An 11840-nucleotide genomic window follows, 5' to 3' on the forward strand; every position below is an offset into this window, starting at 1 on the left:
GGCGGGACGGTCCCGTCCGCAGGGGTAGAAAGGTGTGATCCATGTCACGTGTTCTCTCGACCGATGAGGCGAAGTCCGCGATCCAGCAGATCCAGTCGATCGTCAACGGCGGCCTCGCCGATCAGATCAGCCGGCTCGACGCACAGGGGCGGACACTGTCCGATCCGAACGTCTGGGACGGTCCGCTGGCCTCGCAGTTCCGCTCGTCGACCTGGCCGGAGACGAAGTCGGCCCTCGAGAAGGCCAAGCAGGAGCTCGAGGAGCTGCGCAGCCAGCTGGCGACGATCTCGCAGAACATCTTCGCCGCCGGCGGAGGGAGCTGACCGGCCGTCTCGCCCCTGCGTGCTCCGGCGAGCGGGGGCGGGACGTGCTCGTCGTCTCCGCGCTCCTTCCTCCGCGCACCTCCATCGGTGCGTCTCGGAGTGATCGGAGCGCTCTCGAGGAGGACGCGCCGATCGACTCGGTGGCGGAGGCGCGATCACCCGCCCGAGGGCGCTGATCAGCCGCCGTCCGCCGGCGTCGGCGAGACCGACTGCACGAAGTGGATCTCGCCGTCGAGGCTGACGAAGCCCCGGCCCACCGTGGGCGGGACGGGGAAGCGCCGCGGGATCTGCGCGCCGAGGAGAGTGCCGTCGTTGTCGACGTCGGGCTGGAGCAGCAGCACGGAGCGGGAGGCCGCCGCCTTCTTCGTCCAGTTCCCGAAATGGCTGCGGAGCTCGCTCGACCGGCCGGCCAGCACGACGCAGAGTCCCGGGCGACCCGACGAGACCAGCCTCATCAGCGCCTGGTCGGTGTCGTCCCAGCGCTCGGCGTCGTCGAGGAGGAGCAGCACGGGGCCCTCCTCCGTCGACAGCGACGCGAGGAGGGTGCGGAGCTCCTCCGCGCCCACGGCGAGTCGGTCGAGGTCGGCGCCCCTCAGCGGGGAGCGTCGATCGCACACTCCCCAGACGGCGACCGAGCCGGCGGCCCGCGCCGCCTCGGCCAGGGCGAGCAGCACGGTCGACTTGCCCGATCGGGCGGGTCCGGCGATGACGACGTGCTCGCCCTCGAAGACCTGGAACGCCAGCGGGGCGAGGTCCGACTCGCCGAGGCCGATCGGGAGCAGCCACGGCTCGCGATCGAAGCAGGCCTCGATCCCGAGTGCGCTCACGGCGACCCTGTCGGGAAGCGTGCCGACCGTGCTCGTCCTGCCGCGCGCGTCCGGCCAGGCGGCCGCGAGCTCGGCGATCGCGTCGTCGAGACCGGCCCTCGGAGTCGCGACCTGCGTCTGCAGGAGCGACGAGGTGATGACGCAGCGCCCCGGCACCGCTGCCGGCGCCTGCACCGGCTTCACCCCGGCGGCGGCGTAGTCCTGCGGGTCGGCGAGGCGGAACAGCCACTTCTGCGTCGTGACCTCCTCCATCACCGAGGGGATCGCCCTCGCCCGGGTGCTCGTCACCGCGAAGTGCAGGCCGAGCTCCGGTCCGTCGGCGTAGGCGCGGGTGAACGCCTCCATCAGAGCCAGGCCCTCCCAGTCCTGGAACTCGTCCTTCAGAGTGGCGAGACCGTCGACGAGCACCAGCGCACGACGGTGGCCCCCGGGCGATGCTCGGCGCCGGCGCACCTCGTCGCGCAGGTGACGGAGGAACCGGGTCTGCTTCTCGTGGGATCCGCCACCTGCGCCGACGTAGGAGACGGTGTGCGGGAGTCGCGCAAGCGGGGCGGAGTCGCGGGAACCGGCAGCGAGGACGTAGAGGTCGAGCTCGTCCGGGGGGAAGTGGCGGGCGGCCGTCAGCGCGATCGACGCGAGCGCCGTGCTGGTGCCGCTGCCGGGGATGCCGATGAGGAGCAGGTTCCCCTCGCCCAGATCCCAGCCGGTCGGCGTCCGGCGCTGCCGGTCGGGGTCGTCCGAGAGTGCGACGTGCAGGACGTCGCCGACGACGCGACCGAGGTCGGACTCCTCCGCACCGAACCCGCTGAGGGCCACGGTGTCCTCGAGCGGCTCCGGCCAGATCGGGCGGGGAGGGCCGAAGCCCGAAGCGACGTCCGCCTCGACCACCGCGTCGATCAGGAGGTCGAGATCGGTCGGGGCCGTCTCGTCGGCGGCGACCGGGGAGGGGCCCTCGACGGGGACGCCCGTGGGTCCGACCGGGCGGACCTCGATCGCCTCGACGGCCGCCGCCTCCGCGCGACCGGTGACCAGCGCCGTCTGGACGGGCGAGATGTCGTTCTGGCCCCGCTTCACGTACGCCCGGCCGGTCTGGGAGCGGGAGATCCCGGCCGCGCTCGCGACTCCGATCACGTCGGCGGAGTCGTCCCGGCTCTGCACCCGGAGGGCGACGCGGAGGTTGGTGTTGGCGAGGATGTCGTCGTTCACCACTCCGGCCGGACGCTGGGTGGCGAGGATCATGTGCACGCCGAGCGTCCTGCCGACCGCGGCGACGCTCACGAGGGACGTCAGGACGTCGGGATGCTCCTTCGCGAGAACGGCGAACTCGTCGACGACGAGCAGGAGCCGCGGCATCGGCTCCGGCGGCGAGGTGGCCCAGTACGCGTCGAGGTCGTCGACACCCTCGCCGGCGGCGGCGAAGAGCCGCTGACGACGCCGCATCTCGGCCTGGAGCGAGCGCAGCGCGCGGTCGGCGAGCTGGGCGTCGAGGTTGCTGATGGTGCCGATCGTGTGCGGGAGCCGCTCGCAGGACGCGAACGCTGCACCCCCCTTGAAGTCGATGAGCACGAAGGTGAGGCGCGTCGGATCGTTCCAGGCCGCGAGGCCGGCCACGAAGGAGCGCAGGAACTCGCTCTTGCCCGAGCCCGTGGTGCCGCCGACCAGGCCGTGCGGGCCGTCGGCGACGAGATCGAGCACGAGCGGACCGTGCTCGGACGAGCCGACGGGCGCGCGCACGCCCCGGGCGCTCGACCACCACCCCCGGACGTCCGCGGCGGTCGGACGATCGGCGCCCAGGAGCGGCGGCAGCCGCACGAGCGCGGAGAGGGCCGCCCCCGCGGTGACGAGCTCCGGGTCCTCGAAGCGCGCCAGGTCGCGCGCACAGCGCTCGGCCGTGGAGGAGGCGAGACCGGCGAGCACCACGTCCTCGACGGTGATCCGCTCGTCGGGCCGGGAGAGGAGCGCCGAGGCGTCCGCTCCGACCCGGACGACGACCGTGCAGGAGGCGGGGAGCTGCTCCTCCGACGCCGCGAGGACGAGGCCGGAGATCCGGGTCGCCGCCTCGCGCTCGCCGCGGCCGAGTCCGAGGAGTTCGCGCGCCGGAGCGGCGCGTCCCTCGGTCAGCACGTCGGAGTCGAGCACCAGGAGCACGCGCGGCGAGTCCTCGTCGCGGAGGGCGCGGAGGAGCTCGGAGCTGCGGTCGCGCCGGTCGGAGAGGCGGCGTCCGCCCCCGGCCAGACGCGTGTGGGGGAGCCAGGAGGCCCAGCTCCAGTCGGAGTCGCGTCGCCGGTCGCAGAACACCCCTATCGCCAGGTCGGCCGGACCGCAGTGGACCGCCGCCTGGCAGAGCAGGCTCCTCGCCAGAGCGAGGCCGCCCTCGCGGTCGCCGACGATCCCGACGACGCCCGAGTCCGCGAGATCGATGGACACCGGCGCGCTCGGGACGACGCTCACCGCGAGGATCGCGCGCACCTCCTCCTCGAGCCGCGGCACTCCGCGCTGATCGAGCGGGGGAGACCACGGGACGTCGCCGACGCCGATGTGCAGGCGGAGCACATCGGCGGAGGTCGCGCGCCGCTGCCACAGCGACGTGGCGGGCAGCGCCGCCCGGCGGATCGTCGTCGCCGGGTCGGGCGCGTCCTCCTCGAGGCGGGCCCGTTCGACACGCGCGGAACGGCCGATGTCGTCGCGGAGCGTCTGCAGCGCCTCGCCGTAGCGCTGCTCCTCGGACCGGGTCGCTCGGGCGTGCCGGTGCCGCTGCTCGAACCACATGCCCACCCCGGCCACGGGGCTGAGCGCGGCGAAGAGGGCGTAGCGCGCATCGCCCATGATGAGGACCATCGCGAAGGCGAGGACGAGCGGCGCGGCGACGGTGATCACGCTGAAGGTCGTGGCGGAGGCGATCTCGAGGCGGGCCGGCGGGACGACCGCCTCGCCGGCCGCCGGACGTCCCGGTCGCGGCGGCCGGTTGAAGGGAACGGTCGCCGTCGCGGTGACGTTGTCCGTGCTCCCCGGCTCGGGCGCGAGGAGCTCGGGAGGCGCGGGGCGCAGTCGGAGAGCCGCCCCACCGGCGATCACGACCACGGCGTCGGAGACGAGGACCCCGTCCCCGGTCGCGGAGACGCCGTCGACCAGGGTGCCGTTGGTGCTGTCGGCGTCGTGCACCCGCAGGCCGTCGCCCTCGCGGGTCACCGAGAAGTGCTCCCAGGAGGCGCTCGCCGTGTCGAGGACGACGTCGGCGTGCGGGGAGCGGCCCACGATCAGCGCGCGGGCCCGCGGGATCTCGACCACGGCTCCCGCGCCGAGACCGCCCGACAGCACGGCCGTCCACCCGCGGGCCGCGGCAGGTCGGGGCAGGGGGGAGCGGGCGATCCGCGTTCCCTCGAGCAGCAGCAGATCGGCCAGCCGGGTCTCCACAGGGTGCAGGACGGTGTCGACGGCGAGGGCCGTCCCGGGCGGGAGGCGGTGCCCGGTTGCGGTGGCGATCAGCTCGCCGAGTGTCGCGGAGTCGCGGTGGCGGCCGAGGTCGATGTCGGAGCGGGTGCCGTCGAGGTCGAGGAGGAGTCGCACCGGGGGCTCACGGTCGGGGCTGTCCGGCGAACCAGAGCAGCGGCGGGTCGGCGGGCCGCAGGCCGAGGCGCTGCGGCGAGGAGTGGAGGGGGAGTGCCGGGGCGTCCAGAGCGTGCGCGGCGCCGAAGTCGAGCGGCGGACCGGCGAGCCCGTCCGCCGGTCCGATCGTGGATCCCCGGAGTGCGGCGGCGACCGCCGCGGGTTCCCTGCTGCCTGCGACGGCCGCGGCTCGCACCAGCGCCACGACGGCGTCGTGGCTGGGGGCGTCCGCGACCGCGGCGAGATCGCGGAACGCGCGGTCGCCGAGGAGGGTCGTCCGCGCGGCATCGTCGGCGGTCATCCGCACAGCCCCCAGGAACGCGGAGGCCGCGCGCCCGCGCTCGTCGCCGCGGAGAGCGACCGCGTCGCCGGAATCCGTGCCGATCGTCGTCAGATCTCCCGAGAGGGTGCCTCCGGCCGCGGCCAGGGCGGGAGCGAAGGCGGGGCTCAGCGCGTCGGGCGTGAGCAGGATCGGGACGGACGCCCCCGCCGCCTGCAGAGCGGCGACCGCCGTCGCCTGCGCAGCGGCGGAGCCGGACACGACGACGCGCTCGACCGCCAGCTCGCCCTCGAGGTGCGGGCGGGCGGCGCTGACGATCACGTCCGCGGTGGCGCCGGGATCGGCGGTCACCGTCGCGGCGGGCGAGAGACCGGTCGGGGTGCCTCCACCGGTGTCGACGAGGAGTACCCGGGCGCCTCCGCCGGCCTCCTCCACGAGTGCCGCGTCGGCCGAGGCGGTGTCGGGTCCGAGGGACCAGACGCCGTCGCCGGGCAGGTCGGGGCCGCCTCCGTAGGGGAGGACGGCCGCTGTCCCCGCGGCCCGAGCGGCGTCCACGGCTGCAGCGGTGTGGGTGCCGTGGGCCGCGAGGACGAGGCCGGACACGCCCTGCCCCGTCAGCTCCTCGACGGCGGCGCGGGCACCCTCGGGCGTCCCGTGGTCGTCGACGGCGACGAGACCGATCTCGCAGCCGCCCATCGCTGACCGGTGCGCGGCGACGACGGCGCCGTTCGCCGCGTCCTTCCATTCCGCGCCCTCGCCCGGAGCCGAGCTGAGCGAGACCACCACCCCGAGCGTCATCCGCTCGGGCACCCGGGCGCACGAGAAGCCGACAGGCAGAGCGGCGACCTCCGTCATCGGAGCCGACTGCGGCGGCAGGAGGGAGACGAGGGCACCGCTGACGCCGAGGAGGGCGACCGCGCCGCCGACCAGCATCGTGGTCCGTCGAGCGGTGCGGGGGTGCTGCGCCGCGCGCCTGCCCAGGCGGGTCATCGCTCGTCCCCGATCCGGAAGGAGTAGACCGTTCGGGTCCGCGCGCCCTCGGGCAGGTCGAGGTGGAACGCGGGAAGCGCATCCCCGGCCCGGAGGGAGGCCCGCTCCTGGGCCTGCACCAGCAGGATGCCCGAGACGTCCTCGGACCGCACCGCGGCGTAGCTCCGTGCGCTCTGCGAGGCGAGGGCGAGCTGCACGTCGGCGGTGCCGACCTTCGCGGCACTCGTGGTCATCGATCCGAGCAGGCCGGAGCCGCCGACCGTCCGGTCGCCGAGGTCCAGGAGCACCTTGCGCAGATCGGCTGCGAGGAGCGCGGCGACCGCGTCGGTGTCGCGGGTCGAGGCGTCGATCGTCGTCGCGATGCCGGCCAGGGAGGCGCGCGTCCGCTCAGAGACGGCCCCGCCGATCCGGGCCTCCGCGGTGCGGAGAGCCCGGTGCCCGGCGTCCACCGTCGCTGCACCGTCGGAGTGGATGCCGGAGGAGGCCGTGCGCAGGCTCGAGACCGACCGGTCGAACATCGCGACGACCGCGTCGGCGTCGGCGCCGGAGCGCGTCGAGATCCGCCGCACCTGCTCGTCGAGGAGTGCGGTGACCGCGGATGCGGCTGCCGTGTCCGCCTCGGCGAACGCATTCTGGATCGCCGGTGCGAGAGCGTCCTGCTGGGCACCGAGAGCGTCGATGCGGGTGCCGAGTGCGTCGCGCTGAGCGGTCAGCGCGTCGACGCCGGTGCGGAGGGAGGCGAGCAGGCCGGTGAGGCGCGTGTCGTCCGAGCCGGCCGTCGCGCCGGCCTCGGCCACGCCTCCGCGGACCGTGGCGAGCGCGGCGCGCAGGGCGGCGAGGTCGGCGCTAGCGCCGGTGCTGCCGACGGTGGAGGCGACGGCGGTCCACGCGTGGACCTGGTCGCTCAGCCGGTCGGCCAGGGGGGCCGGATAGCCGTCGGGAGCGTCGAGGCGGCCCGTGCCGGAGCAGGGCGTCGCGGTCAGGTAGGCGCGGAGCTCCTCGACGGAGCCCCGGGTCACCTCCACGGGTGCGCGCGTCGGGCGCCTGGTCGGCGTGGGTGCGGCAGCAGGGGACTGTGTCGCCGGCGACAGCTCGCAGAGCCGATCGGCCAGCTCCTGGTTCTGCGCCGACAGCGACCCCGTGCTGGTCGGCGTGCCGAGCTCGTCCAGGGCGGTCGTGGCGGCGGTGCCGACCGAGGCGACCGTCGTCTCCAGGCCCGCGGTGTCCGCGTCGAGCTCGTCCAGCGTCGCCGACAGGGCGGCGAGTGCCCGGGTGACGGATCCCTCCGGGTCGGCCAGGGTGTCCACCGAGGCCGACGCGGCGTCCACCCTGCTCGCGAGGGCGGCGAACCCGGCCTGCACGCCGTCCATCAGCTCCGGCTGCAGGGAGTCGACGAGGTCCTGCCCGCGATCGAGCATCCCGAGCAGCACGGTGTCGACGGCGGCTCCGGAGGCGGCGAGGGAGCAGGTGGTCGAGGGTGCCGTGCAGGTCTCGGCGGAGGGATGTGCCGGCCCCGCGGCAGCACGGACAGCCGCGACGACCTCGTCGCGGCAGGACTCGGCCGCCGCTCCGTACGCGTCGAGCTCGGCCGTGAGCCGCAGCAGCTCGGAGTGGATCGAGCCGGAGCGGCCGCCGTCGACGGCGACTCCGCATCCGCTGCCCGAGACCGTCGGCGGCGGCACCGCGGCCGATGTATCGCCCAGCAGGGCGTCCACCGCGTCGATCGCCTCGGACAGCTGCGCCAGCAGGCCGGACTCGGTGCCCGAGACCGTCGACGACAGCTGCGCCCGGAGCGCGCCGAGCTGCCCGGAGAGGCTCTGCATCGAGGCCGCCGTCGAGGCGGCGCCGGCCCGCAGCTCCTCGGCCGTGCGGACACCGAGAGTCTCGGAGGTCGCGTCGAGCGAGGCCCGCACCTCGGCGACGGTGGTGCCGGCCTGCGTCAGCAGGTCGTCCACCGCGGTGACGACCTCGATCGTGCGGCGCTCGAGGGCGAGCGGCGAGGCGTCGGAGGAGTCGAACGCGGCGCCCAGCGCCCCCTCGGTGGTCGGGTCGGTGCTCAGGCCGGGCTGGACCGCCAGGTCGAAGGCGGGGACGGCGAAGTCGGCGACGTCGGCGACGAGGGTCAGCGTCGCCGTCGCGCCACCGCCCGGGGGAGCGAGGAGAGCGGCCCACTGCACGACGGCGTCTCCGTGCTCGTCACGGCTGAGCACGCCGTTGGTGACGGCACCCGACTCGCTCTCGGTGACGACGCGACTCGGCGAGACGCCCGGCAGGACCGCGGAGGCTGCGATCGTCAGCGGAGCGCCGACGAGTGCACTGCGGCGGGCTGCACGACCGGCCGCGTCGAACGCGACCTCCTCGGGCCGGACCGTCAGGTTCTCCACCGCGAGCGAGATCTCGATCCGACCCGAGCGCCCGGCGAGCTCGGCCGGATCGGTGCCCGAGGCGTCGGCGGTGCGCCACGAGGGCCGGACACGGACCGGCAGGTCCGCGGAGACCTCGGCGGGATCGTAGACGGTGGTGGTCGCCGAGGTGTCGGACGGGTCGTCGCCGATGCCGAGGGCCGTCCCCTCGATCGCACGGACACCCCCGTCGGACGAGACGGCGACGGACACCGCCTGCAGCACCCTGGCGGTGGTGAGCGCCGGCTCCGGTGGCGTGCAGCCCGCCAGAACAGCGGCCACGACCGCGATCGCCGCTCCGGCCGTCGTCCTGCGAGCATTCGAGCGCACCCTGACCACCCCTCGTCCCGACGGGGCACCGGGCGGTGCCGCTCACGTCGACATGAGAGATGCTCGCAGATGAGCGGAACCCCGAGAGCCGGTGGCGCGCGATGACCTGCACCGCGCGCCCCGGGGTCAGACGAGCTTCAGCTTCTTGCGGAGCGCCTGCACGTGCCCGGTCGCCCGGACGCCGTACTGCGCGAACTCGAGCGCTCCCTCGGCTCCGACGACGAACGTCGAGCGCAGCACGCCGACGACGGTCTTGCCGTAGAGGCTCTTCTCGCCCCACACCGCGTACGCGCGGTGCACGGTCATGTCGGGGTCGCTCAGCAGCGGGTACGCGATGCCCTGGGCGTCGGCCCAGCGGCGCAGCGCCTCCGGGGCGTCCCGCGAGATCCCGAGGACCTCGTAGCCGGAGTCGCGGAGGGACGCCGCGTTGTCGCGGAAGTCGCAGGCCTCCGTGGTGCAGCCGGGGGTGTCGGCCTCAGGGTAGAAGAACAGGATGACGCGCCGTCCGCGGTATTCCGTGAGCGAGACGGGCTCGCCGTCCTGGTTCGGCAGCGTGAACTCCGGAGCGGAGTCGCCGACGGCGAGGCGCGCCTCGGCGGGGAGGGGGGAGAGGTCGGTCATCGTCTGCTTCCGTCGGTCGTGGCGAAGGTGGTCAGGAGGCGCTGGAGCGAGTCGAGGCGCTCCGGTCCGCTGGCGCCCAGCAGTCCGCCCTCGACAGCCTCGATGATGGCGCAGTCGGGGGAGTCGGGCAGGTGCGTGCAGCCGCGCGGGCAGTCCCGGGCGATCACGGCGAGGGTCGTGAACGCGCCGAGGATGTTGTCGGTGTTCACGTGGCCGAGTCCGAACGAGCGGACGCCGGGGGTGTCGATGACCCAGCCGTGCCGGTCGCCGCGCTCCACGCGGAGCGAGACGGTGGAGGACGAGGTGTGCCGACCGCGGCCCGTCACGGTGTTCACGCGCCCGATGGCCCGGTGCGCGTCCGGGACGAGCTTGTTCACGAGGGTGGACTTGCCGACTCCGGAGTGCCCGACGACCACGGTCTCGTGGCCGAGGAGGGCGTCGGCGATCTCGTCGACCGGCGGCTCGTCCTGGCTCGAGAGGAACACGCGGAGGTCGAGCCCCTCGAAGTTGCGGAGGAACGGGGCCGGGTCCGCGAGGTCGGTCTTGGTGATGCAGAGCATCGGAGTGATCCCGGCGTCGAAGGCGGCGACCAGGTAGCGGTCGACCAGCCGGGTCCGGGGCTCGGGGTCGGCGGCGGCCACCACGCAGAGCATCTGGTCGGCGTTGGCGACGATCACGCGCTCGATCGCGTCGGTGTCGTCGGCGCTGCGGCGGAGGAGGGTCGACCGCTCGCGGATGCGGACGATGCGGGCGAGCGTCCCCTCGTCGCCGCTGGAGTCCCCGACCACGTCGACGCGGTCGCCGGCCACGATCGCCTGGCGCCGCAGCTCGCGGGCCCGGGCCGCCGTGAACTCGTGCTCCTCGGGCGTCCCGTCGCCGATCATCACCGTGTAGCGACCCCGGTCGACGCCGAGCACCATCGCGATCTCTGCGTCCTCGTAGGCGGGTCGGTTCTTGGTCCGGGGCTTCGTGCCCTTCGGGTTCGGGCGCACCCGCGCGTCCGACTCGTCGTACCCGTCGAAGTCGTCGAGAGCACCGTCGGCGTCGAGGCCGCTGTCCGTCCACCACGACACGGGTCAGACCGATCCGGCGAGGGTCGTCCACAGTTCCGGGAACTGGGGGAGGGTCTTCGCTGTCGTCGCGACGTCCTCGATCACCACGCCGGGGACCACGAGGCCGATCAGGGCGCCGGCGTGGGCCATGCGATGGTCCGAGTAGGTGCGCCAGCGGCCGCCGTGGAGCTCGGCGGGCTCGATGCGCAGACCGTCCTCGAGCTCCGTGACCCGGCCGCCGAGGCCGGTGATCTCGGCGGCGAGGGCGGCGAGGCGGTCCGTCTCGTGGTGACGGATGTGGCCGATCCCGGTCAGGGTGCTGGGAGTGGAGGCCAGCGCGGCGAGGGCGGCGAGGGCGGGGGCGAGCTCGCCTCCCTCCGACAGGTCGAGGTCCACGCCCAGGATCTCGTCGCCGCCCGTGACCACGAGGTCCTCGCCGTCGCGCTCGACGCGGGCGCCGAACAGCGGCAGGATCCGCTCGAGGTGCGCCCCGACCTGCGTGGTGACGGCCGGCCAGTGGCGAAGCCGGACGCGGCCGCCCGTGACGAGGGCCGCAGCGAGGAACGGCGCGGCGTTCGAGAGGTCGGGCTCGATCAGCACGTCGGCGCCGGCGATGGGCTGCGGCGCGACGGTCCACTCGCCGTCGGCGGGCGTGCCGACCTCGACGCCCCGTGCCGCCAGTGCGGCGACGGTCATGTCGATGTGGGGCCGGGAGGGGACGGCGCTGCCCTCATGGCGCAGGTGCAGTCCCTCCTCGAAGCGGGCGCCGGCCAGCAGGAGCGCCGAGACGAACTGGCTCGACCGCGAGGCGTCGACGACGACGTCGCCGCCCCGGACGGCCCCGGAGCCGTGGACGGTGAAGGGGAGCGCGCCGCGGCCGTCGTCGGCGACGTCGACGCCGAGCGCGCGGAGGGAGGCGATCGTCGCCCCCATCGGCCGCTTCGCCGCGTACGCGTCGCCGTCGAAGGTGGTGGGGCCGAGCGCGAGGCCGGCCAGCGGCGGGACGAAGCGCATCACGGTGCCCGCGAGCCCGCAGTCGATCGTCGTCGAGCCGAGCAGCTCCTCCGCGGGCTCCACGACCAGGTCGGCGCCGAAGCCGCCGGTCGAGCCGGACTCCCGGATCGTGGTGCCGAGCGAGCGCAGCGCCTCGATCATCAGGGCGCTGTCGCGGGAGTGCAGCGGCGCCCGCAGCGTGGAGGGTCCGTCCGCCAGAGCGGCGAGCACCAGCTCCCGGTTGGTCAGCGACTTGGAGCCGGGCAGGCCGACCTCGGCGTCGAGAGCGCCGGCCGCGAGGGGTGCGGGCCAGGCGTCGTCGCCGGGGAGCGCACGGGCGTCGCCGTACGGATCGAACTCGGGGGCGGAATAACGCGAGAAGACCATCGGTTGTCAGGATAGTCGGCGCGCAGGGC

The 11840-nt window shown here is 74.7% G+C and carries 7 protein-coding genes; 1 reads left to right on the forward strand and 6 read right to left on the reverse strand.

Annotation, left to right across the window (positions count from 1 at the left end; all coding sequences use genetic code 11):
• Positions 1-41 precede the first annotated feature (41 nt).
• Positions 42-323, forward strand: coding sequence for a pyrophosphorylase (locus C5C46_RS02140; protein WP_104224124.1), 282 nt, complete (start codon positions 42-44; stop codon positions 321-323).
• A 176-nt stretch (positions 324-499) separates the two neighbouring features.
• Here the strand turns inward: C5C46_RS02140 and C5C46_RS02145 are convergent, their stop codons facing one another.
• The 6 genes from C5C46_RS02145 to aroA form a co-directional block, all read right to left on the reverse strand.
• A complete protein-coding gene (locus C5C46_RS02145; RefSeq protein ID WP_104225492.1) occupies positions 500-4717 on the reverse strand; it encodes an FtsK/SpoIIIE domain-containing protein in 4218 nt (1405 codons plus the stop codon).
• Between the two features lie 7 nt (positions 4718-4724).
• Positions 4725-6026 (reverse strand): ABC transporter substrate-binding protein, encoded by a 1302-nt coding sequence (locus tag C5C46_RS02150; protein WP_104225493.1) that lies wholly within the window; start codon positions 6024-6026, stop codon positions 4725-4727.
• Positions 6023-8758 (reverse strand): hypothetical protein, encoded by a 2736-nt coding sequence (locus tag C5C46_RS02155; RefSeq protein WP_146078920.1) that lies wholly within the window; start codon positions 8756-8758, stop codon positions 6023-6025. Before C5C46_RS02155 ends, C5C46_RS02150 begins: the two co-directional genes overlap by 4 nt.
• Before the next feature lie 126 nt (positions 8759-8884).
• Positions 8885-9379, reverse strand: a complete 495-nt coding sequence (bcp, locus tag C5C46_RS02160) for a thioredoxin-dependent thiol peroxidase (protein WP_104225495.1) — start codon at positions 9377-9379, stop codon at positions 8885-8887.
• Positions 9376-10452 (reverse strand): ribosome small subunit-dependent GTPase A, encoded by a 1077-nt coding sequence (rsgA, locus tag C5C46_RS02165; protein WP_104224119.1) that lies wholly within the window; start codon positions 10450-10452, stop codon positions 9376-9378. Before rsgA ends, bcp begins: the two co-directional genes overlap by 4 nt.
• Before the next feature lie 3 nt (positions 10453-10455).
• The gene (gene aroA, locus C5C46_RS02170) at positions 10456-11811 is read right to left on the reverse strand and encodes a 3-phosphoshikimate 1-carboxyvinyltransferase (protein WP_104225496.1); all 1356 of its coding nucleotides are present in this window, start codon (positions 11809-11811) and stop codon (positions 10456-10458) included.
• Positions 11812-11840: the final 29 nt, after the last annotated feature.

This window comes from Rathayibacter sp. AY1E6 (assembly GCF_002931115.1).
Classification (GTDB): domain Bacteria; phylum Actinomycetota; class Actinomycetes; order Actinomycetales; family Microbacteriaceae; genus Rathayibacter.